The following is a 22,694-nucleotide window of genomic DNA, read 5'->3' as shown; positions in this document are numbered from 1 at the left end:
GCATAGGCTGTGCCTAGAATGGAACCCATGAGTGAAAAGCACGCCGTACAGCACAGCATTGAGAAGCTTGCCCTGATCGTCACCACATTCAAACGCCAGCAGTTGCTGGAAGTGTTGTTCGATTCGATTCTGGCGCTGGAACAGGCTCCATGGCGCATCGTCATCGTGGACAACGAGAACTCTGCCGAGACCGCTGAGATGGTCGCCGGATTCGCCGGCAAGGTGACCGCCCAGTGGGGCACTACCGTGGCCGACCAGTCCGGTAACGAGCGCCGTGTGGTATACGCGCCGCAGACCGAGAATCTGGGCGGTGCCGGCGGTTTCTCCGCAGGCGTGGCCAAGGCCTACGAGCTTGGCGCCCAATGGTTCTGGGTGATGGACGACGATGTGGCCGTGTTGCCGGACGCCATCGGCAAGCTCGCCAAGTGGACGCCGCGCCATGAGGTGATTCAAGGCTCCCGATTCGACTATGACGGCGGTCCGTTCTACTGGCAGTACGACTTCATCGTGCCGCTGGGCATTCCGAACCCGATCGCCCCGGCTGCGTTCGGTCCTGCCGGATACCGTGTGATGGATACCCTGTGCTTCGAGGGCGGTCTGTTCAGCCGTCGCGTGGTCAAGGAGATCGGTCTGCCCGATCCGCGCTTCTTCATCTACTGGGATGACACGATCTACGGCTACCGCGCCAGCAAGGTCACCAACCCGATCGTGGTGCCGGACGTGATTCTGCGCCGCACCCGCGAGATCGGCAACTGGGACATCGCCGGTGTACGTCAGCTCAACTCCACGTCGGATATGAACCGTTACCACATCATGCGTAACCGCGGCTACATGGCCCGTTACTTCATGACATACGGCGATTTCCGCCCCGCGTTGTTCGCGCTCGGCACCGCGCTGACGGCCGCCAAGGAGCTGATTCGACTGGTGATGGTGGACCGCGAGCATGTGCGCACCGGCGTGGTCAAAATCGTCAAGGGCTGGTGGGATTCGCGCAAGCTGATGCATGATCCCAGCTGGAAGCCCATGCCGCCGCTCCAATAACGTCCCCGGGCGGCGGCATCCCAAGTAGCGGAATCCCCAAACGTCGCCCACCCCCTCCTCTCGCGAATATGTACCACTCAGCAACGGTCAGTGGTACATATTCGCGAAGGAAGCGATACATATTCAAAGGGAATATCTATCGCTTCCCAAACGAACACCTATCCCAAAGAGGGACACCTATCCCAAAGGGACACCTATCGCTTCGCCTATCTCTCAAAGGTGATATCCACCTTTCGCGAATATGTACCACTCAGTGTTGGTCAGTGGTACATATTCGCGAAAAATGTTGCTGAGTGGTAACCGTTACTTGTGGATGAACAGGCCGCCGTCACCCCAGGCCCACTGGCCTTGACCGGCACCGATCTGGAAATGCAGTTTGGCGATGCCCAGATCGTTAAGCGCCCAGTGCTCATCGCCTGCGGCGGGGTCGATATGCGCGGCTGCGGTGTCATCCGCCGCGTTGTACGTGAAGAGCACCGGCTGGCGATTCATGGCGCTCGGTGCCTTCATCGCAGCCTCGACGCCTGACTTGAACCAGGCCGGAACGGCATCGCGCTCATCCTGCTGCATGCCGGCGGTGAACTGTTCGAACGTCTTGGTGGCCCGATGCGTACGCTGCGCTTCGACAAGCTCCTCGTACGATTTGGCCTGATACTCCAGATGGTTCTTCGGGTGTCCGACGACCACGCCAAGATACAGCTCCTGAGCGCCGGTCACGCGGCAGTGGCGGGCGGCTTCGGCGCGATCCCAGGAACCGGCCACCCATAGCGTGCCCAAGCCGCGCAGCGTGGCGGCCAATACCGCACGTTCAGCATAGAAGCCGGCACGCTCCTTGGCCTCGTCATCGTTTTTCGGGCCGACGATGGCCAGATAATTCGCCGCATTCGTCAGATGACCGGAGGCGTTGGCCTCGGCGAACACCTTCGGCTGATCTCGCACCAACTGGATATTGAGATCGGCGATCAGATTCAACGGCTGGAGTGTCATCTCCAGCTGACGGGCCGTATCGTCGTCGATTGGCTCGTTGTCGTAGGCGCGTATGGCGGTACGGATGTTGATTGCATCAATGAGTTGTGTATGTTCTGTCATGGCTCTTATTATCGCGCAACGAAGCAATTTAGCCGGTATGCCGCGCGATTCGCACCTCGCGCGTTCTGTCGCAATTGTCGCACGTCCCGGCCATGTTCATATGGCTTTTTGCATAGGGGCCGCTTACGGCTGTTTGCACACGGTTGCAACATGTGGGCTCGTACTTTGGTGTCACCTGCTGCACGGCGTTACACTAGGGGTCACCAGTTAATCCTTCAATAAGTTGGGAAAGGAAAGGTCAACGATGATTGAAACTGCTCAGGCTTTTGGCGTGGATATCGGCGGCTCCGGCATTAAGGCCGCACCGGTCGACCTGGTCAAGGGCGATTTCGCCGCACCTCGCTTGAAGATTCTGACTCCGGAGGTGTCCACCCCGCAGGCCGTGGCAGCTGTGGTCAAGCAGCAGCTCGACCACTTCGAAGTGCCGGAATCCGCGCCGGTGGGCATCGCTTTCCCGGCTCCGATCAAGCCCGGTCAGAAGCTTGACTTCATGGCCAACCTTGACCAGTCCTGGATTGGCGTGGACGTTACCGAAGTATTCTCCGAAGCATGCGGCCGTCCTGTCGTGGTGGTCAATGACGCCGATGCCGCAGGCCTTGCCGAAGTGCAGTACGGTGCCGCCAAGGGGCAGAAGGGTCTGGTCATCGCCACTACACTAGGCACCGGCATCGGTACCGCGCTGATCTATGACGGCGTGCTGATTCCGAACACCGAGCTCGGCCACATCATTCTCGACGAGAAGCATCTGGATGCCGAAAAGTACGCTTCTTCCGCCATCCGCGAGCAGAAGGAGCTGGGTTACAAGAAATGGGCCAAGCGCCTGACCAAGTACTACGGTCTGATGGAGAAGTACTTCAACCCGGATCTGTTCACGGTCGGCGGCGGCGTGAGCCGTATGAGCGAGAAGTTCCTGCCGTACGTGGACATCAAGACGCCGATCGTGCCGGCAACGCTGCGTAATCAGGCTGGCATCGTCGGTGCCGCCTACTACGCCAGCACCAAGCAGCAGTGATCGCGGCAATAATATTGAGGCTCCGCTGACACAGCTGTGCTAAGTGTACTGAGCACATTGCTTATCGAGGCTCCCTTTGACGTCAAGGGGAGCCTCTTGCTTGTGCTGCGCATGTCGTTGATGGATGCCGATGCCGCTCATAGGGAGTATTGCCGGGAAGCTGGCGTTGTTGCCCTAGCTCGATATGCATATGGATATGAATATCCGTATGGACGAAATCCCGAACATGCCGGCCGGGAATGGCAGGTTCTATCGTGGAGGATTATGACCGTGCATTTTTCCTCCCGCGTTGACATCAGCGCCCCGAATCCCATCGCCGCAGCCGAAGCGCAGGCCAAGGCGGACGGCATCGCACTTGGCAAACTCAATGATTCCAACCCTACGCGTCACGGTTTGGCTCCGGCTCTGGTGCCGAGCATCTACACCGCCGACCCGCGCGGGCCTCGCGATGCGCGTAAGGCTTTGTCCGCATTCCTCAGCACGCAAGCCCACACAATCGATGCAGACGACCTGTATCTGCTGAGCTCCACATCCGAGGCCTACTCTTGGCTGATCAAACTGCTGTGCGACCCCGGCGACGCCGTGCTGGCACCCAAACCGGGGTACCCGCTGATCGAATCCATCGCACGGCTTGAAGGCGTGGAAACGCTCGAATACCAGCTTCAGTTCGATGGTTCCTGGTTCATCGACACCGCCGCCATCGCCGCCCTGTTGAACGGTGCGGAAGGTGCGCGAATCCGCGCCCTGATAGTGATCAATCCCAACAATCCGTCCGGCTCATATGTCAAACCTTCCGAACGCGAGGCTCTGGTGCGTCTGTGCCAAGACCACGGCATCGCCCTGATCGCGGACGAAGTGTTTTACGACTACGGTCTCGAGCCGTTCCCCGGCAACGCGCGGCTCGCCGGCGAACAAGGTGTACTCACCTTCGCGCTGGACGGGTTCTCCAAAATGCTCGCCGCACCGCACGCCAAGGTCGGCTGGATTCAGGTATCCGGTCCGGACGAGGATATGGCTGCGGCGAAACGCCGGCTGGATGTTATCGCCGACGACTATCTACCGATGAGCGACATCATCGCCGCGATGATTCCCGATCTGCTGGCGGCGGCACCCGGTCAGACCGCGCGTACCGCCGCACGCGTTCGTGGCAATCTTGCCCGACTGCATGAGCTGCTTGCCGCCGACCCCAACGGTCTGGTGAGTGTACTGCGTGCGGAAGGCGGCTGGAACGTGCTGCTTCGTGTGCCGTCGGTCATTGACGAAAACGAGCTGGTCTTGGGCCTTATCGAGCACCATCGGATCAGCGGCCAGCCCGGCTACTTCTTCGATATGAACGCCAACGGCTATTTGGCGATCTCCCTGCTGCCTGAACCGGAGGAATTCGAGCATAATGTGAGGGCGGTTCTGGAGGAAGTCGCCGCACAGTTAGGTGTTTAGGAAAAGCGTGCGGGGATGCGGGGATACAATGGGCCGCATGGGATTCTTCTTCAAGTCCAAAGAGCTGCCACGTCCAGCATCCTTGGCCTTCACGCTCGACCAGGCAGGACACACCTATGATGACGGGCATGTAGGTCTCGCGCCCACATCATTGACCATCACCGAGCGACGCGTGGCCATCATCGGTCTTAACGGAGCCGGCAAATCCACGCTGCTCGGCCTTTTGGACGGCTCGCTGAAAGCCACTGCGGGTACGGTAGTTATTTCCGGCGGCGAGGAGCGGCTTGACCCCGGCGTCAAGAAAGATGCCAAGCGTATCGATGATTTGGTGGGCAAGGTACGACGCGAGGAAATCCCGAACAGTTTCTACCGCGCCGAGAACATCAGTGAAGCCGTAGCCGAAGCGTTGAAGAAACATAAGATTGACGAGGGGGAGCGTCACGCGCGCATCGGCAACCTGTTCGCGCATTTCGACCTGGCTCAGGTGGCCCGCGCCAAAGCTAGCGAACTTGATTCCGAGAAACGTCATCTGCTGGCCATCGCCGCCGCGCTGAGCTTCGCCCCGAGCGCCATCGTGGCCGATGAGCCAAGCAAAGGCTTGGACGAAATCGGTACCGCGCATGTGGCCCGTGCGTTGTTCAGTTACGACAAGCAGGTGATTTTCGCCACGCACGATACCGATATGATTCGCCGGAGCGAATACGCCATCGACCGTACGCTGGTACTTGACGACCATCGCATTGTGTTCGACGGAACTCCGGACGAAGCCGTGGCGTATTACGAGGACTTGATTCGTCGGAAGTACGTGGCGATGTCGTCGGCAGAAACGTCGGCAAAGTAAACGTCGGCAAAGTAAGTATTGTTCGGCTGATTACGACAGCCGAACGTAACACGGCCGATTACGACAGCGTTTACAGCAACATGAACCACGCCTGCAACTCATGCCAGAGCGTGGGATTGTTGTTGATCAGCGCATCGCTGCGGCCTTGCATCAGGCAGCTGAGCACACTCACCGCAATCATAAACAGCACCGACAGCAGCATCACCCAACGCATCAGCCAACGCCACGGCGTGACATATGCGAAGCCGTCTGCGGAAGCCGCATCATTCGCGCCGGCCAGCGACGTACTCGGCTCACGGCCATTGACCAACCATAGCAGTCCCGGGATCGACGCCAAAGCCAGCAGATAGGCGAAGTCCGCGGTATACCGCCAGCCAAGACCACCCACGGCGCTGTTGAACACGATGATTACGCCGGCCAGCCCAAGGCAGGAGAGCAACAAGGCTCGCATGCCGTGCATTTCCAAACGGCGCAGGAACGGCAGAATCAGCGACAGCGCCAGCAATGGCATCGTGACGAACAATCCGCCGGACATCACCTCGTAGTAGCTCCATTCCGGCATCGGCGCGGCGCTGGCCGCCACCCACGGGAATGCCGCAGTGAACCGCATCGGTAGGAACAGGTAATACCAAGCGGTGACGGGCACGCTTGCCGTGGGCGTCACATACTCGGTCATATCGGCGATGCTGAACTGGTAGGCGTTGCCGAAATTCAGCAACGAACCGAATCTGGCGTGATTCCACAGCATCAACGGCACCACAATCACAAGCGCCGGTACGATCATGGCCAAAGGCGCATGCAACATACGCATCCATGCAACGCGATTCGTCTTCAACGATTTCAGCTCTGACATCATGGCTCGAATCTGCGGCCAGAACATCGGGAATGCCAATAATGCGGTAAGCGTGAACGTAGGACGGCAGCCGAAATTCGCGGCGATGCACCATGCGCCAAGCGCCAGCCGCGGCAGCGACAATGGCGTGGTTTTCCCGACCTGCCAACGGTCGCTCGGCAATATCGGCCGGTGCGTGGTGGTGGCACCCATCCAGAACCACAAACCCAATGAAGTCAACGTCAACGATGCAGCCAATGGCACCTGGTAGAAATTCGTGCGGTACAGCATATAGCCCAGCTGCGAACCCAACAGGCAAGACAGCGTGATCAGGCTGGCAGCCGCCAGAGAAGTCTTCGGCATCACACGATGAATCACACGCAGCACCAGCAACGTGAAGAAGATAATGAACAGCAGCATGAGGAACAGTTCCGCCGCAGCCGTAGGCAGCGTCTGTCCGGTGAGCAGCTTGTACGGTACGAACAGCGCCACTGCCGGAAGCACGCCGAAATACGAATACCAGTGACCCTGATAGTAGGCGTAATCCCAGTACAGAGGCGTCACACCCTGAGCCAGCAGCTTGGAACGGGTGGTCACATCATACGGGTCGGCAATAGCCGCCAACGCGTCGGGAACCGGAAGATCCAACCATGTTCGGCCGGCGATCAGTGAATCCGCCGTATGCCCATACTGGTTGAAATCATAGGTATATCCTCCGGCAACATGGAACACCGGTGCCGCTCCATATGCCAGCTGCTGCACGATGGCAACGCCAAGCACCACCACCGGGATGGCCATAATACCGGCGAACGCAAGCCGCTGACGGCCACTCGCCGGATCGAACGGCATGCGCCACAGTCGCGAGCCCGGCCGCCACAGCGCCAAAGCCAGTGCCAGCAGCGCCATGGTGCCGATGCGCACCCAACTGATGGCGAACGGCACGCGCACATTGGCGCGTACGTCACCGATCGGCACCACGGAGTCTTTGGCCTCCTGAATCCAGACGCGCACCCGGCCCTTGCCGTCCGCCTTGAGATAATGACTGCGTTCGCTACCCGGGCTTAACGATGTCGCCCGTCCGGTAGCGCCTGCCACGTCGACGCGCACATGAATGGCACCCAGTGGGCTTGACGCAGCTTCGTCGCCATTGGCTTTGGACTTGGCGTCGGCGCGCTGATAAGCCTTATCGATTGCCTCCTGACTGGCGGTGTCCACGCGCAGGTAGCCTGAAGTGCCGTCTGCCGTCAATTCAAGATAGGCATGAGTGGGATCGGTGACCACCAGCATGCCGTCGTTCGTGCGAGACAACCCAGTGCCCAGCGTGTTATGCACGGCGTTCGTATCGGTACTGGCACCCAGCGTGCGCCAGAACGGCAGATTGAACATCACGCATTCCGCGATCGCGATAACGGCCAGCACACTGATGACGGCGAATAACTGACGCAGACGGAAGCCGCGGGGCCGCTGAGATCGCCGAGGTCGCTGAGAAGGGGAGTGGTCTTCGTAATGCACCTCATTATTCTATAAGCTTTACGACAGGTGGTATGTCGGGCAAACAGTAGACAATGAGAATCATGCCAAAACGCGAATCGAACCATTTTCATCATCGGAGTGCCGCATTCCTGAACGGACTGAGGAATTCGATGAATGCGCTCGCCGTCGATCTGGGATTGACCAAGCCGCGAAGTTCTTCGAATCCGTTCGGTGACGCATTGCGCAACGTCAGCAAGCATCAGGGCGGCGTGGTCGACGAATTGACCAAGAACGCGGTTGCATTGAGCCCTTTGGTAAAGCGTCGTATATATACGCAGTTCGACAATGTTCCGGACGGATTGTCGCTTGGATGGGCGCAGCTGCCCGGCACGGTGGGACGCGGGTTCAGCTTGGGTGTGTTTACCGACGCCGATCACTTCGCGCAGGTGGCGTTTGCCGACACGTATGGTCGTGTATTCGCCGGCTCCGATCCGAATATGGATGTGCAGAACATGCAGCCGCGATTCATGTTCGGCAAGGAAAAGGACATGATGCTCCCGGACGGCAACCGTTTGGGAGCGAGCACGAATGAGCCGCATTCGTTTGGCGCTGCGATTCCGCGCATGGCTCGCGATTCCATGCGCAACCTCACTCATCGTGGCTCGCACGAGGATGGTGTGAAGGTGGTTTCCGGCGGCATGGTGGGCCGTGATGACGCCGGACGCATGATATGGCTGGCCTCATGGCTGAAATCCGGAAATCGATACACGCTGGAGCAGATGCGTGCCGATCTGCCGCGCCAGATGCGCCATGATCTGGAGTATCGGGATGCGTTGGCCATCGGTTTCTTCGCCACATACATGTTGCCGCAGATCAACGGGCTGCTTATCGGCTTCGGATCAGGCAATATTTTCCGTCGCCTCAACCGGGAGGCCCCCATCGGAGCGATTCGCCGCTCGGTACGCGACACACTGGAAGCGCGGGCCCATGGCATGCGTGCGTCGGGCTTGGAGGATCATTTCGCCGATCTGATGCGTGAAGCCGGCGCGTTGGACGAACTGCCCGGTCTGGAGGCCGTGCATGGTGCCGAACCGCTGCACCTGTACACCGCAAGCTATTCGAACAGCTACTTCTTTACTTGGGATAAGTCTCTGGCGTTCAATCAGGTACTCAAGTCGCTGAAAATCGAAGGCAACCTCAACCGGTTTGCCGCAGTGAGCGCATGGCTGGAACGCAGCTCTTCGCTGGGACGTCCTTTGACGGAAGATACGGTCACTCGTGCTCAGGCCGCGCAGATCGATATGAAACTGATCGAGAATCCGGCGATTATGGCGCTGGAGCCGTATGAGGGCGACGACGAGCGTCATGCCGTGCTCAGCCTGATCGATACCGCCGCCGATACGGCTGACCGAATTCGTCGGGAATTCCCGGACCCATGCACCAATCCCGTGCCGGGTGTGGAGCCGGAACCGAATACGAATAGCAGTGACGAGTGGGTGTATCGGCAGACGCTGGCCGCCCTGTTGCGCCGCTTGCGGTTGCCGTACCGCTTTGACGTGGAGTTCCGCTCCCGGCTGGATAGCGGCGAAGTGGCCATCGGATTCACCACCGCAGGCACTTCGATGATGCCTGACAGTCGATATGACGTGACCCGTCGTACATGGCGGGCGCTGAGCGGAGCGGAACGTGCCGCAATGAGTTCCGCCTACAATCTGCGCGTCGGATTGATGATGGCGGCGTTGAGCTTTGGCACCAGTGAGCGTGTGCGTCAGGTTTCGCTGCATATTGATTCCATCGGTCTGGAAGAGGCCATTGCGGAACAGGATTCGGCGATTCAGGCGATGATGAGCGAGGCGCTGCGCGCTTTCGAGCATCTGCGCAGCGGCGATTTGGGACTGGGCCGTGCCGGTTCCAAGGCGGATCCTAAAGATGGTGACTTCCACGGGGATCCGACTCGTCCGATCTCCCACGAGGAGTCCTTCGGGCAGGCGGCATCCGGTGAGGAAACAGCCGGAGCCGGCTCGGGCTTGTCGGGTGCGGAGAGGCAGACGGCTTCACCGGAACAATCTGCGGATAACCAAGCCGCGGATAGCCAATCCGAAGGGCAGAACGGCGGGCTGACGGGGGACGGCTCGCCGGCCGAAGCGCATGCACAGCCGGACCAGCATGCGGAAGATCAGCGTGAGAACGCGGCTTCCATCGACTCGCAGTTCGAGGATCTGATGCGTGGATTGGATATCGACGAAATGTCGTTCAGCGCCTCGGACGATGACAATGCCATAGGCCTTGGTGCCATCGGCAGCGACGGCAGCGTGATCGGCGGCGACGCCATGGACGCCGACGCGGATGCGAACAATGATCCATTGGGCGTGCTGCGCCGCAACCCTACCGTGCGCAACATGGTCACCGTCACCTTCACCCGTGACGCCTTCCTCAAGCGGCTCGATACAGACGGATTGGACAATCCGACCGAGACCTACCGCATGTTCGGTGCGGTGATGGATGTGGACGGCGAAGGCGGCTTGAAGCCCATCAACGCTGATTTCGATCTGGCGGACAGCAGGTTCTCCCCGGTCGGTGCACAGGAGGAGCCGGAGCTTGCCGACCGGCGCTTCAGCGAACCCGCAGCTCGGGTGCTCGGCGCAAAGAACAGTGCGGGACTGTCTATCCAGCGTATTGATCTGCTGCAGCATGGAGTCAGCGAATTCCATGATCTGGCACGCAACCAGACGATGAGTTCAGTGGAGAAGGCCCAGCGTGCGATGCGCGTGATCGAATCGATTTGCGATCCCGAGTTGACCGGTCTGGCCTCGCAGGTGACCAGCGCGCTGATTGACGGCAACGATACGCCGGACTTCACGTTCACCCTCGCTGATGGGTTGGATAAGGAACGTCTGCGCGCGCGCGATCTCCTGTTCTCCGGACAGGTCGATCAGGCTATCGATGCCGCCGAGAAAGCGGTGGCGCGCATGGATTACGTGTTCTCGACCAGTGGCGGCGTGCCGCGGTACTTCAATTCCTACGCCGAACGTGTGGTATACAACCGTCTGTTCGCCACCCCGGATGAGCATACCGTGCTCATTACCGACAATCTGTTCTATGCGCATATGGAGCTGGCCGACGTGCTCAGTCAGATCAAAGGCGCGGCGGCGGCGATTCCGCACCTCAACCGGATGGTGGCCTATGCGCCCGCGTACCCGCTCTCGCATTTGAAGCTCGCCATCCAACTGGCTCGCAACGAAGACTGGGATTCGGCACGTGCCGCATGCCTGAATGCGCTGCGCGTGGCCTTGGACCGTGACGACGCCGCATTCGCCTACTATCGCTTCGCCTACTCCGAATGGATGCTTGACCGTTTCGACACAGCCGCTGCGGCATACATCATGAGCGATCATATCGCGTCCGGGGCCATCGGCTCTTTGGAAAGCGAATTGCAGGAGCTGGTCGCTCGCGCCGATTCGCAGTGCATTCGCGTGCCCGAGACCGTGGACGAGGCAGTTCATGTACTGAATATGCATGATCTGCCGGTCTGGCCGCATACCGAGGTGGCGACCATCGTGCGCGATGCGGCCCGCGTATGCGTGGATGAGGGCATGTTCGTGCCGGCGCGCACCCTGTCGGTGGCAGCCGCTCGCATGAACGATGGCGAAGGTGACGGCATTGACGTGATTCAGGGCCAGTTCCTGCGCTCGCTGAGCGTGTAGGCTCACCCTCGGCGATGCCCATCTCATGAAGGCAAGGCCGGCTCTCGACCGATTCGAGACTGATTCCGATAGGATAGGCGGTTATGAGCATTGAACAGTTGGCGTGGGATTTTGACGATGGCGCTGAAGCGGAGATTCGCCCGGACGAGGGCATAACCCGTTTCGCGCCGGGCTCATTGCCGTGGATTGCCGCATTGACGGCCACCGATGACGACGCCATGCGTCTCGACCGCCTTGACGTGAACGGGCTTGATTCCGAGTCCGCCACCAGATTGTGGACCAAAGTGGCTGCATGGGTGGAATCCGACCAGATCGCCTATTACATCGACGATGCGCCCGTCAGCTCCGATGCCGCCTATGATGCGCGCATGCGCTGCCTCGAAAGGCTCGAAGCCGCATTCCCCTCGTTGGATAATCCGCAAAGCCCCACGCATCGGGTCGGCGGCACATTCTCCAACGATTTCGCTTCGGTACGTCACCCCAGCCGTATGATGAGCTTGGATGACGTCTTCTCCATCGAAGAGCTCAAAGACTGGTACGATTCGGTGATTCGTGACCTCGACTGGCCGCAAGGCAAGGCATTGCCGATGAGCTGCGAAGTCAAAATCGATGGTCTTGCGCTGAACCTCATCTACCGCAACGGTGTGCTGGAACAGGGCCTGACCCGTGGCGACGGCGTCACCGGCGAAGACATCACCCTGAACGTGCGCACCATCGGCTCCATCCCTGCCAATCTTGGCGGACCCAAGGAAGACATTCCGGATTTTGTGGAAATTCGCGGTGAAGTGTTCATGCGCTGGGACGATTTCCGCGCGCTCAACAATGAACAGGAGGATGCCGGTCGTGCGCCTTTCGCCAATCCTCGTAATGCCGCCGCCGGCTCGTTGCGGCAGAAGGATCCACGTATCACCGCCACCCGCCGTCTGAGCTTCTACGCCCACGGTCTTGGTCGGCTTGACTGGGGAGCCGATCATCCGCGCGGTACGCATGACGTGGTGGCCGACCAGTCGCAAGCCTACGCATTGTACGAAAAATGGGGTGTGCCGGTTTCGCCGCACAACCGTGCCGTCTCATCGTTCGATGAGATTCTCGACATGATCGATTACTACGGCGAACATCGTGGCGATATCGAGCATGCGCTCGACGGCATTGTGGTCAAAGTGGATGACTTGACTCTGCAGCGTACGCTAGGTGCCACTTCGCGCGCTCCGCGTTGGGCCATCGCATACAAATATCCGCCCGAAGAGGTGAATACCGAGCTCAAGGACATCATCGTGCAGGTGGGGCGTACCGGCCGTGTGACTCCGGTGGCCATTCTGAAACCCGTATATGTGGCCGGTTCCACCGTGGCGCGTACCACGTTGCACAATGCCTTCGAGGTTAAGCGTAAAGGCATTCTCATCGGAGACACCGTGGTAGTGCGTAAGGCCGGCGATGTGATTCCCGAGCTTGTGGGCCCGGTGCTGGAGCGCCGCAAGGGGCGCGAGAGCCAGCTGCACGAGTTTGTGATGCCTGAATATTGCCCGTCCTGCGGTGCCAAACTTGCTCCCGCCAAAGAGGGGGATAAGGATATTCGTTGCCTGAATGTGGAAAGCTGTCCGGCGCAGTTGACCGAGCGTGTGATTTCGCTCGCCTCGCGCAAGGCTTTCGACATCGAGCATCTGGGCGAGCAGTCCGCTATCGCGCTGACCAATCCGGAGGAGAACCGGCCGGATTCGGTTGCGACCTATGCGCCGAACATCACTGAAATCCTCGTGTCTGCCGGTGAGGAACCCGAACCGTACGAACCGGGGGCAGGACTGGAACTACCTCCCGCGCAGACACCGGTACTGTCGAGCGAGGCTGGGCTGTTCGCCTTGACCGCCGCCGACTTGAAGGATGTGTACGTCTGGCGCGAAGCGTCGATTGTGGAGGTGCATGAAGCGGTCGGCGCGAATGGGCGCAAGAAGAAGGTGCGCAAGAATGTGGGAGGCTCCGGCTTATGGCATCGGGTGCCTGCGTTTTGGACGTTGCCGACCGCGGCGAAGAAACTTACCGCCAAGCAGCTCGCCGAACGCGCGTCGGCAGACGAGTTTGGTTCTGGCGCTGACTCTAGCTCCGATGCGACGCAGCAGGAATACGCGGAATATGATGTGCCCGCCGATGCCGTAATCGTGCGTGTGGACCACAAGACCACGCGCACCGGCACCACGGAAGTGCCGGTATATGTGCGCCCCGGTGAGAACACACGCAAGATGTTCGAGGAGATGGACAAGGCTCGTCATGTTGACCTGTGGCGTGTGCTGGTGGCGTTGTCCATTCGTCGCCTTGGTCCGCCGACCGCGCGTCTGATCGCTTCGTCGCTGGGCTCGCTGGAAGCGATTGAGTCGGCGAGTGTGGAGGACCTGACGCAGATTGACGGCGTGGGGCCGGAAATCGCCGAATCGGTGGTGAACTGGTTTGCCGCCGCCCGTGAACCCGGTGATTGGCGAGGGGAGACCTTGCGCGCATGGCAGGCTGCAGGTGTGGGACTGGACGCGGCCGAGAAAAGCACGTTGCCGCAGACCTTGGCTGGAAAGACGGTTGTGGTTACCGGCTCTTTGGAAGGCTATTCTCGTGATTCCGCCAAGGAAGCCATTCTGGAGCGTGGCGGCAAGGCCGCAGGCTCGGTGAGCAAGAAAACCGATTACGTGGTGGTCGGTGCCAATGCCGGTTCCAAGGCAACCAAGGCGGAGGAGCTCGGCATTCCCATGCTGAATGAGGCCCAGTTCGCGCAGTTGCTGGAAACCGGAGAGGTCTGACTCTGGCATGCCGGCGCGGCACACGCTACTCTGGTACGCGGCAATAAGGAGGATGCATGACTGATACCCGTGAGATTGAAGCCGCCATCTACGACCGTTTGAGCCGCGTTATTGACCCGGAACTTGGACGGTCCGTGACTGATTTAGGCATGATCGCCGCCATTAACGCGGTCCCGTCCACTGAACCGTCAGATGCGAATCCCGCCTACGACGTCACCGTGCATGTTGAGCTTACGGTCGAAGGATGCCCGCTTTCGCAGACCATCACCAATCAGATCAACGGGGCTGTGGCCTCCTATCCGGATGCTGCGCTCACGCCGCATATCGAAGTCAGCTCAATGAGCCGGGATAAGCTGGAAGATCTGGTCGCCGATTTGAAAGCCGAGCGCAAACAGAATCCGTTCAGCAAACCGGGCGTCAAGACGCGTATCTTCGCCATCGCTTCCGGTAAGGGCGGCGTAGGCAAGTCGTCGGTCACGGCGAACCTTGCGGCTACGTTTGCGGCGCTTGGCTACGATACCGCCGCCATCGACGCGGACATTTACGGTTTTTCTCTTCCTCGACTGTTCGGCGTGCACACCCAACCGACCAACTTGAACGGCATGCTGATGCCGGTGACTGCATGGGGCGTCAAACTGATCTCCATCGGCATGTTCGCCGGTGCGGACCGTGCCATTCTGTGGCGCGGACCACGCTTACAGCGTTCTTTGGAACAGTTCCTGTCCGACGTCTGGTGGGGGCAGCCTGACGTGCTGCTGCTCGATCTGGCACCCGGCACCGGAGACATGGCAATCTCCGTGGCTCAGGCGTTGCCGAATGCCGAACTGGTAGTGGTGACGACTCCTCAGCCTTCCGCCTCGGATATTGCCGTGCGCTCCGGACTGGTGGCGTTGCAGGTGCCGATGAAGGTTCGTGGTGTGGTGGAGAACATGAGCTACTACGAGCATAAGGGCGAGCGGTTGGAGATTTTCGGCGCCGGAGGCGGACAGCGCGTTTCCGATCAGCTGACCGAAGCGCTCGGCTACGAGGTGCCGTTGATGGCCCAGCTGCCGCTGATTCCCGAAGTGCGTGAAACCGGCGAAGCCGGACGCCCTGCGGTGCTGGACAAGGACGGTGCGCTGCGCACTGACGGCATCGGTGGTACGTTCCGGTCTTTGGCGGAGCGGCTGATGGAGACTCCCGCAGCAAATCATTGACATTTCGCAGCGAGGTATACTAGCCACTTATGGGAAAGACGACGATCAGGGTACAGTTTGATAACCCGCTGGATGCGGCGCATTTCCTTCAGCAATGCCGGCGCAAGGGACTGGATGCGGAACTGGAGGATTCGCGTCCGCAGATCAAGCGCAACGGTCCAGCCTTGGCCGCATGGCTAAAGGCACATCCCGGCTGGTATGAGGTCGGCAAATCGGTGAACCGTGCCGCCGCCAATAAAGCGGTGTTGAAAATCCGTAACGGTGAGCGCCGTGGATTCGAAAGCGGTCAATTCGAGGCGCGTATGGAGAATCGGGACGGGCAATGGTATGTGTATGCCCGCCACATGGGTCGCCCGCGGCCGCATCGCGCCAAGCCCGGGGAAGGCATGGACCCGCTGTTCTGATTTGTTCTGACCGTTGAGTTGATGCGTCAAGGCCCATCAAGTCCTTGCAATATGAAAAAGACCTTGTGAAACTTGGCTTTCACAAGGTCTTTTTCTACGCCGAATGGCTCCCATTTGGCTCCCCTTGGAAGGGGAATGGCGTCATTTCAACGTTTCTGAGCCCTAAAACTCAGATGTGGTAGTAGAGCTCGTACTCAAGCGGGGTCGGGGTCAGGCGAGCCTGATCGATCTCGTCGCGCTTCAGGCCGATCCAGGTCTCGATGAGATCGTCGGTGAAGACGTCGCCAGCGGTGAGGAAGTCGTGGTCCTCTTCCAGAGCGTCCATAGCCTCGGCCAGGGAGCTCGGCACCTGCTTGATGCCAGCGTGCTCTTCCGGCGGCAGCTCGTAGAGGTCCTTGTCGACCGGCTCCGGGGGCTCGATGTGGTTCAGGATGCCGTCCAGACCAGCCATCAGCTGAGCGGAGAAGGCGAGGAACGGGTTGCAGGACGGATCCGGAGCGCGGAACTCGATACGCTTGGCAGCCGGGGAGGTGCCGGCCAGCGGAATACGGATGGCGGCGGAACGGTTACGAGCGGAGTACACCAGGTTGACCGGAGCCTCGAAGCCCGGAACCAGACGGTGGTAGGAGTTCAGGGACGGGTTGGTGAAGGCCAGCACGGAGGAGGAGTGCTTGATCAGGCCGCCGATGTACCAGCGAGCCAGATCAGACAGGCCAGCGTAGCCCTTCTCATCGTAGAACAGCGGCTTGCCGTCCTTCCACAGGGACTGGTGGCAGTGCATGCCGGTGCCGTTGTCGCCAGCGATCGGCTTCGGCATGAAGGTGGCGGACTTGCCGGCCAGAGCAGCGGTCTCGTGGACGACGTACTTGTACTTCATCAGGTCATCGCCTGCGTGCTGCAGGGTGTTGAAGCGGTAGTTGATCTCCTGCTGGCCAGCGCCGGCGACCTCGTGGTGAGAACGCTCCAGAATCAGGCCGACCTTCTGCAGGTTGGCGACCATGTCGTCGCGCAGATCCTGAGTGTGGTCAATCGGCGGAACCGGGAAGTAGCCCTTCTTGACGCGGTTCTTGAAGCCGATGTTCGGGGTGCCGTCTTCTTCGACATCAACGCCGGAGTTCCACGGAGCCTCGATGGAGTCGACCTCGTAGAAGGAACGGTTCATGCCGTTCTCGAAGCGGACCTTGTCGAAGATGAAGAACTCGGCCTCAGGCGCGAAGGAGGCGGTATCAGCGATACCGGTGGACTTCAGGTAAGCCTCGGCCTTGCCTGCGACCTGACGAGGATCGCGGGAGTACGGCTCGTCTGTCAGCGGGTCGACGATGGAGAAGGCCACGTCGAGGGTCTTGTGCTTGCGGAACGGATCGACGAAGGCGGTAGCCACATCCGGCACCAGCTTCATATCGGACTCGTTGATGGCCTGGAAGCCCTGCACGGAGGAGCCATCGAACGGCATGCCGTCGGTGAAGGCGTCCTTCAGGAACTCGCTAGCCGGCACAGTGAAGTGCTGCTGAACACCAATCAGATCGGTGAAACGAACGGAGACATACTCGATGCCTTCCTTGTTGATAAGGGCCTCGGCGTCTTCCTTGGTCTTGAGTTCGGTCACGGGACCGCTCCTTTCATATGGAATGTAACGGTCTCTATCGTAAAATCGCGCGTTTCGCCGGTTCGTAATTTGGGTTACGAGAATGTTTCGGCTCGGTTGATGAGGGCTACTGAACCGCGGTATTCCGCGGAAATATATGTCGTAGGTTATTGGGTTGGGGTGCCAGTCTCGTCCGTAACGTGGACAGTAGGGGAAGGGGAAAGTTGAAAGGACAGACTGACGGCCGACGCTGATGGTTGGTTTGTGCCGCGTGCGCAGGAATAATTTCGGAGGTGTGTGAGATAGCAATGTGAGATAAACAAAGGCCCGCCGCCTCCATAGGGGAAGCGACGGGCCTTCAAAAGAATGACGGTTCGCGATCAGCGGCCGCGCATCGCGCGACGAGACACCTTCTGCGGACGGTTCGGATCGATGCCCTTGGGGATGGCGTAGCCCTTCTTGGCCTGGAGCGTGCGCAGACGATCGTTGAGAATGTCCAGCTCGGCCTTGGTCAGCAGGAAACGACGACGCGGGTGAATCTTCGCGGCCAGTGCGTTCTTGTGATTGGTCGGCTCGTAGGTCTTGCACTTGGTGACCGTGTTACGCAGTTTGTCCAGAGACACCTGCTTGGGTCCGTGGCCCACGCTGATGCGGTACACCGGAATGGCAGAGCCGGCGGTGACGCCCTTGATCTCATGCTCCTGACGATCCATCGCCTTCATCACACGGCCGTAATCGCCTTCGCCGATCAGGTAGATGCCGTTCATGGAGGAACCTCGCCAGATGGCATCCTTCGTCTTCGGATCGATCCACACCGGCTCCTGCGGGAAGTTGAAACCGGCCTTGCTCATATTGCTCAGTACGCCGATGGATGCGCCCGGCTTGCCGTCGATCTGCTTGTAGCCCACGATATCCGCACGGCGGGTAAGCATCATAGTGGCCAGCAGGATGCCGAGCATCACAGCGGTGATCATCAGGAAGATCCAAGTCAACCAGCTCCACTTGAAGAGCAGGCCGAGAATCACGCCCAACACCACGGGCAGCAGGAAAGCGCCGGCTTCGAGCCAAGGCAGGGCTTTGTCCTCCTTGGCCGTGAACTTATAAATCTGGATGATCTGCTTGATCGTGCTCTGCTTCTTCGGCTTAGCGTCCTTTTCCGCCATCACTTCTTCCTTTTGCTGGGACGAAACACACTGCGCAATACTGTATCAGGTGCGCTGGTCCAGTCTGCCGCGCATATAGTACGATTCCTGGCTTGTGCGATGGGTTTGCTTCGGGTTTGTCTCCGGACTTTCCCGATACTCCCCAAGACTATCGCGTGTGCAACGGCCGGCCGTCCGCCTTGAGCAATGCCTCGCCGAGCGTCTCGCTGAACGTAGGATGAGGATGGATGAGTCGTGCGGCATCTGCGAGCGGCACCCGGTTGCCCACCAGCTGTTCGGCTTCGGCGATGATATCCGAGGCGATTGGCGAAATCATATGCACGCCCAACACCCTCGGAGTGTCCGGATCGGAGGCATCGCAACCGGAAACGACGGTGAGCGAACCCGCCCGTCCACTCATCAGCATGCGGGCATTGGCCAGCATCGGGTAGACGGTTTCTTTGACCTCTACGAGGTCTTCGCGCGTCTGCGCCTGTTCAATGGTCAGACCCACCGAAGCGGCTTCAGGGGAAGAAAAGACGATTTGCGGCACGGTGTCTTCGTCCACGGGCTTGACAGACCGTCCGGCCAACGTTTCGGCGATAACGATGCCCTGTTCAAAGGCGCGATGGGCCAACGCGTGCCCGGCGGTCACGTCGCCTACGGCCCAGACTCCGGGCTTGCTAGTCCTGCCATAGGCGTCAGTGGTGACGTATCCGCCATCCATAAGGTCCACGCCCCAAGCCGAATCGGTGAGCGGTGTACGGCCGATGGCGGCCAATGCAATTTCACCCCAGACGGTTTGCTCACCATCCTGACCCTCACGGGTGTAATGCACGGTGGCACCGAGATTCGCCCCCACGTCTACGTGGGTTGCATGGGTGCGGGTAATGATGTTGACTCCATGACGTTTGAGTTCGCGGGTCAGGGTCACGCTGGAGCGACGATCCCACGCGGACAGTACGCGGTCCTTGCGAATCAGAAGCGTGACATCCGAACCGGCCGCATTCCACATCGAGGCGAATTCCAGTGCGATGGCTCCCGCGCCGATAATCACCGCCGAAGAGGGGAACTCGTTCAATTCCAGCGCCTGCGTGGAATCGATAAGCGCTCCGGCAAACGGATTGCCCGGCAACGGACGGGGTGAGGCTCCGGTGGCAAGTACTACATTTCCGGCGATGATATCCAGCGCTTCGCCGGCCGACTCGGGCACATCGGCCTTATGGAAGACCTGAATGGCGTTTTGCCCGGGGGAGGGAAGCAGATGCACGATATGGCGGCCGCCCGTATCCGTTTCATCGGCATTGAAGGATGCGCAGGCGCGCAACACGGTGATGCCGCGATGTGCCAGAAGGCCGGAGAGTCCGCGAACCATGGTGTCCACCATGCGCAGACGATAGTCGCGCAACGTGCCGAAATCGATACCGTCCACAGAGGCATTGACGCCCAATTCGGCTGCACGGTGCACGGTGTCAATGGTGTGGGTGGCGGTGATAAGGGCCTTGGACGGAATGCATCCGCGGTTGAGGCATGTGCCGCCCACCGTGGCGTCGCGCTCGATCAACGCCACCCTCATGCCCAGCTCCGCGGCGCGAAGGGCGGTGGAGTATCCACCGGGCCCGGCTCCGATGATTGCCACATCGAACTGTTCTCTCATGCATCCTCCTCGATCGAATGCGGATTATCCAGATTGCCCGGCATGCCCGCAGGACTCGTATATGTATTCGTATGTGCGCAAAAACAACTATGGCTCCCATCATAGGGAGCCATATCGTGTTACGCCGGCAGCATCACCAGTTGATGATTCTGCGCGCAGAACGTTGGTTGGCGCTGGCCGGCAACGAGGGGAGTGGCGGGATTAATCCTCCGGCCAATGACCGCGCTTGTCGTAACGCGGCTTCGGAAGCCTCCAGCGACGCATCTGGATGGAACGGCTCCAAGCGTAGGAGAAGGAGCGAGAGCCCTTGGCCACGGAAGCCTCGCCGTACTTGGCGATCAGCTTGGCCTTGAGCTTGCGCCACATCAGCCATACGTCGATGATGATGGCGGCGAGGTAACCGTACATGATCACCATCATGATGATGTTCGCCCACGGGTTTTGCGACACGGATGTGACCACCATGGATGCGATGAGCACGGCGATCATCACCGGGATGAACCATTCGCCGAGATTAATGCGGGCGTCCACGTAATCACGGATGTAGATGCGCCACGGCAGACGCTCCGACTTGGGCATGTGGTTGAGATCGCCCTTCTGCATGGCCTCGTATTCGGCGTTTTCGCGCTCGCGCAGACGCGCCTTTGCGGCCTTGGCGCTGGCCTTGCGGTCGGCGGGAACCAGAGGACGGATGCCGGCGGCCTGCGCCTTCTTCATCTTCGGAGTAGGGCGACCCTTCGGCCCGTTGGGATTGGTTTTGGTGACGGCTGGCTCAGCGGGAGCCTGAGCCTCTTCCTTCTTCTTGAACGGATTCCATGTCATGCTTTGAGGTTACGGTGACGTTCAGACACTGTTCAAGTGGTGTTTGCGGACCATAACCGCTGCAATGACGCCGTATATATAGAGGAGGGCATATGACCGCACCCGACGCCGGCATACTGGACGCCGATCTGATCCGTTCGCGCGTGGAATCCGACTGGAACCGCATCGTGGAGTTGCTTTCGCGTAAAATCGCGCTGCAGTCGGTTTCCGCGAAAGGCATCACCGCCGAACATATGAAGCGTTCCGCCGAATTCGTGGCCGATGAGCTCAAGCTGGTGGGTGTGGACGCCAAAGTGGTGCAGGCCACGAACGAGGACGGCACTCCGGGCGCATGGGAGGTCATCGGTTCTCGTATCGTCTCACCGGACGCCCCTACCGTGCTGCTGTACGCGCATCATGATGTGCAGCCTGTGCCGGATGCTTCCGCTTGGAATACCGACCCGTTCGTCGCCACCGAGATCGACGGCCGTCTCTATGGCCGTGGTTCGGCCGACGATGGCGGTGGTATCGCCATCCATTCCGGCGCATTGAAAGCCTTGGGCGACGATCTCAAAGTGAATGTCAAGGTATTCATCGAAGGGGAGGAAGAGATGGGCTCGCCGAGTTTCATCCCCTTCGTTTCCGCGCACAAGGACGAGTTCGCCGCAGATGTGATCATCGTGGCCGATTCGGGCAATTGGGCGGCGGACATTCCCTCGCTGACTACTTCGTTGCGCGGCAACACTACGGTGGACGTCACCGTGCGTGGACTGAAGCATCCGGTGCATTCCGGTCAGTATGGCGGCCCGATTCTGGATTCCAACACACTCGCCGCAATGCTTATCTCTTCGCTGTACAACGAGAACGGCGAGTTGGCGGTGCCGGGCGTCGCTGCGGAAGAGCCGGTAGGCGGTTTGCAGCAGGACGTGGATGAGTCCGGTGTACGCGCCGACGCTGGTGTGGTCGACGGGTATGTGCTCGCCGGCACCGGTTCGTTGGCCTCCCGCTTGTGGACCAGGCCGAGCTTGACGGTGATTGGCTTCGACGCCCAGCCGGTCGAGGGATCGTTCAATGTAATCAGCCCGGAGACGCGATTCCGTCTCTCCCTGCGCACTGCGCCGAGTCAGCGTCCGCAAGAGGCACAGGCCGCGTTGGTGGATTATCTCAAGCGTTCCGCGCCGTTCGGTGCCGAAGTGGAAGTCGAGGCCGGCGAGAACGGCATGGGCTGGGCCATGGATCCGAACGCGGAAGCCACCAAGGATGCGTTGGAAGCCATGGAGGAGGCGTTCGGTGTTGCCCCGATCAATCAGGGGCAAGGCGGCTCCATTCCGTTCATTCCCGAGCTTCAGCGTCTGTTCCCCTCGGCCCAGGTACTTGTCACCGGTCCGGAGGATCCGAAAGCCAACGCGCACAGCCCGAATGAGTCCATTTCTCTGACGGGCCTCAAGGACAATGTCATCACCGAGGCGCTGCTGCTCGACAAGCTTGGCAAGGCCGGTAAGTAGAGGCATCACTCCGGCCTGTTGTCGTTCTGATTACAGCTCTTCCGCAACGCGCTGCGGAAGAGCTTTTTTCATGCGTTTCCGGTAAACTTACCCCCTAAGTGTGCCCCTATTTGTGCAGTCCGAGCATGACTCATCATTCGGGCGCTCTTATGCTTTTGCACCTTGCGAACGCATCGCTACGACGGGAGAGGTTCA

Annotated in this window: 15 protein-coding genes; 9 read left to right on the top strand and 6 right to left on the bottom strand. The window is 59.9% G+C overall.

The window, feature by feature from the left end; genetic code table 11:
- The first annotated feature begins 27 nt into the window (after positions 1-27).
- Positions 28-1,041: a glycosyltransferase family 2 protein gene (locus G1C97_RS06455; protein WP_169241055.1), complete on the top strand. Its 1,014-nt coding sequence runs from the start codon at positions 28-30 to the stop codon at positions 1,039-1,041.
- Between the two features lie 303 nt (positions 1,042-1,344).
- Here the strand turns inward: G1C97_RS06455 and G1C97_RS06450 are convergent, their stop codons facing one another.
- Positions 1,345-2,130, bottom strand: coding sequence for a nitroreductase family protein (locus G1C97_RS06450; protein ID WP_169241054.1), 786 nt, complete (start codon positions 2,128-2,130; stop codon positions 1,345-1,347).
- A 244-nt stretch (positions 2,131-2,374) separates the two neighbouring features.
- On the opposite strand from G1C97_RS06450, the gene ppgK reads away from it, so the two are divergent.
- The 3 genes from ppgK (at position 2,375) to G1C97_RS06435 (ending at position 5,420) form a co-directional block, all read left to right on the top strand.
- Positions 2,375-3,142, top strand: coding sequence for a polyphosphate--glucose phosphotransferase (gene ppgK, locus G1C97_RS06445; RefSeq protein WP_100496071.1), 768 nt, complete (start codon positions 2,375-2,377; stop codon positions 3,140-3,142).
- Positions 3,143-3,406: 264 nt separating this feature from the next.
- Positions 3,407-4,579 carry a pyridoxal phosphate-dependent aminotransferase gene (locus tag G1C97_RS06440; protein WP_169241053.1) on the top strand — a complete coding sequence of 391 codons (1,173 nt, stop codon included), beginning with the start codon at positions 3,407-3,409 and terminating at the stop codon, positions 4,577-4,579.
- A 37-nt stretch (positions 4,580-4,616) separates the two neighbouring features.
- Complete coding sequence (locus G1C97_RS06435) at positions 4,617-5,420, top strand: ATP-binding cassette domain-containing protein (protein ID WP_169241100.1); 804 nt, start codon at positions 4,617-4,619, stop codon at positions 5,418-5,420.
- A gap of 70 nt (positions 5,421-5,490) precedes the next feature.
- Here the strand turns inward: G1C97_RS06435 and G1C97_RS06430 are convergent, their stop codons facing one another.
- Positions 5,491-7,638 carry a hypothetical protein gene (locus G1C97_RS06430; protein WP_240951032.1) on the bottom strand — a complete coding sequence of 716 codons (2,148 nt, stop codon included), beginning with the start codon at positions 7,636-7,638 and terminating at the stop codon, positions 5,491-5,493.
- Between the two features lie 257 nt (positions 7,639-7,895).
- Between G1C97_RS06430 and G1C97_RS06425 the strand changes: the two genes are divergently transcribed.
- The 4 genes from G1C97_RS06425 to G1C97_RS06410 all read left to right on the top strand — a co-directional run bounded on the left by G1C97_RS06425 (position 7,896) and on the right by G1C97_RS06410 (position 15,809).
- Entirely contained in the window at positions 7,896-11,429 is a 3,534-nt protein-coding gene (locus tag G1C97_RS06425) for a tetratricopeptide repeat protein (RefSeq protein ID WP_417852214.1), read from the top strand.
- A gap of 83 nt (positions 11,430-11,512) precedes the next feature.
- Positions 11,513-14,209 (top strand): NAD-dependent DNA ligase LigA, encoded by a 2,697-nt coding sequence (gene ligA / locus G1C97_RS06420; protein WP_169241050.1) that lies wholly within the window; start codon positions 11,513-11,515, stop codon positions 14,207-14,209.
- Positions 14,210-14,265: 56 nt separating this feature from the next.
- Positions 14,266-15,405 (top strand): Mrp/NBP35 family ATP-binding protein, encoded by a 1,140-nt coding sequence (locus G1C97_RS06415; RefSeq protein ID WP_169241049.1) that lies wholly within the window; start codon positions 14,266-14,268, stop codon positions 15,403-15,405.
- A gap of 29 nt (positions 15,406-15,434) precedes the next feature.
- Positions 15,435-15,809 carry a hypothetical protein gene (locus G1C97_RS06410; RefSeq protein ID WP_169241048.1) on the top strand — a complete coding sequence of 125 codons (375 nt, stop codon included), beginning with the start codon at positions 15,435-15,437 and terminating at the stop codon, positions 15,807-15,809.
- 169 nt (positions 15,810-15,978) lie between these two features.
- On the opposite strand, the gene glnA is transcribed toward G1C97_RS06410, so the two are convergent.
- The 4 genes from glnA to G1C97_RS06390 form a co-directional block, all read right to left on the bottom strand.
- Positions 15,979-17,415: a type I glutamate--ammonia ligase gene (gene glnA, locus G1C97_RS06405; RefSeq protein ID WP_100496066.1), complete on the bottom strand. Its 1,437-nt coding sequence runs from the start codon at positions 17,413-17,415 to the stop codon at positions 15,979-15,981.
- 359 nt (positions 17,416-17,774) lie between these two features.
- Positions 17,775-18,557 (bottom strand): DUF4191 domain-containing protein, encoded by a 783-nt coding sequence (locus tag G1C97_RS06400; protein ID WP_169241047.1) that lies wholly within the window; start codon positions 18,555-18,557, stop codon positions 17,775-17,777.
- Between the two features lie 148 nt (positions 18,558-18,705).
- Positions 18,706-20,193, bottom strand: coding sequence for a dihydrolipoyl dehydrogenase family protein (locus tag G1C97_RS06395; protein ID WP_169241046.1), 1,488 nt, complete (start codon positions 20,191-20,193; stop codon positions 18,706-18,708).
- Positions 20,194-20,394: 201 nt separating this feature from the next.
- A complete protein-coding gene (locus G1C97_RS06390; RefSeq protein ID WP_169241045.1) occupies positions 20,395-21,015 on the bottom strand; it encodes a DUF3043 domain-containing protein in 621 nt (206 codons plus the stop codon).
- Between the two features lie 92 nt (positions 21,016-21,107).
- Between G1C97_RS06390 and G1C97_RS06385 the strand changes: the two genes are divergently transcribed.
- Positions 21,108-22,499: a dipeptidase gene (locus tag G1C97_RS06385; RefSeq protein ID WP_169241044.1), complete on the top strand. Its 1,392-nt coding sequence runs from the start codon at positions 21,108-21,110 to the stop codon at positions 22,497-22,499.
- Positions 22,500-22,694 lie beyond the last annotated feature (195 nt).

This window comes from Bifidobacterium olomucense, assembly GCF_012932375.1.
Lineage (GTDB): Bacteria > Actinomycetota > Actinomycetes > Actinomycetales > Bifidobacteriaceae > Bifidobacterium > Bifidobacterium olomucense.
This window is presented reverse-complemented; position numbering and strand designations above follow the sequence as displayed.

Excerpts from the sequence above, each read along its gene's own strand:
- G1C97_RS06450 (WP_169241054.1), bottom strand. The coding sequence starts at position 2,130 with ATGACAGAACATACACAACTCATTGATGCAATCAACATCCGTACCGCC.
- G1C97_RS06455 (WP_169241055.1), top strand. The coding sequence starts at position 28 with ATGAGTGAAAAGCACGCCGTACAGCACAGCATTGAGAAGCTTGCCCTG.
- G1C97_RS06400 (WP_169241047.1), bottom strand. The coding sequence starts at position 18,557 with ATGGCGGAAAAGGACGCTAAGCCGAAGAAGCAGAGCACGATCAAGCAG.
- G1C97_RS06440 (WP_169241053.1), top strand. The coding sequence starts at position 3,407 with ATGACCGTGCATTTTTCCTCCCGCGTTGACATCAGCGCCCCGAATCCC.
- G1C97_RS06415 (WP_169241049.1), top strand. The coding sequence starts at position 14,266 with ATGACTGATACCCGTGAGATTGAAGCCGCCATCTACGACCGTTTGAGC.
- G1C97_RS06410 (WP_169241048.1), top strand. The coding sequence starts at position 15,435 with ATGGGAAAGACGACGATCAGGGTACAGTTTGATAACCCGCTGGATGCG.
- G1C97_RS06395 (WP_169241046.1), bottom strand. The coding sequence starts at position 20,193 with ATGAGAGAACAGTTCGATGTGGCAATCATCGGAGCCGGGCCCGGTGGA.
- G1C97_RS06435 (WP_169241100.1), top strand. The coding sequence starts at position 4,617 with ATGGGATTCTTCTTCAAGTCCAAAGAGCTGCCACGTCCAGCATCCTTG.
- G1C97_RS06425 (WP_417852214.1), top strand. The coding sequence starts at position 7,896 with ATGAATGCGCTCGCCGTCGATCTGGGATTGACCAAGCCGCGAAGTTCT.
- ppgK (WP_100496071.1), top strand. The coding sequence starts at position 2,375 with ATGATTGAAACTGCTCAGGCTTTTGGCGTGGATATCGGCGGCTCCGGC.
- ligA (WP_169241050.1), top strand. The coding sequence starts at position 11,513 with ATGAGCATTGAACAGTTGGCGTGGGATTTTGACGATGGCGCTGAAGCG.
- G1C97_RS06390 (WP_169241045.1), bottom strand. The coding sequence starts at position 21,015 with ATGACATGGAATCCGTTCAAGAAGAAGGAAGAGGCTCAGGCTCCCGCT.
- G1C97_RS06430 (WP_240951032.1), bottom strand. The coding sequence starts at position 7,638 with ATGTTCAATCTGCCGTTCTGGCGCACGCTGGGTGCCAGTACCGATACG.
- G1C97_RS06385 (WP_169241044.1), top strand. The coding sequence starts at position 21,108 with ATGACCGCACCCGACGCCGGCATACTGGACGCCGATCTGATCCGTTCG.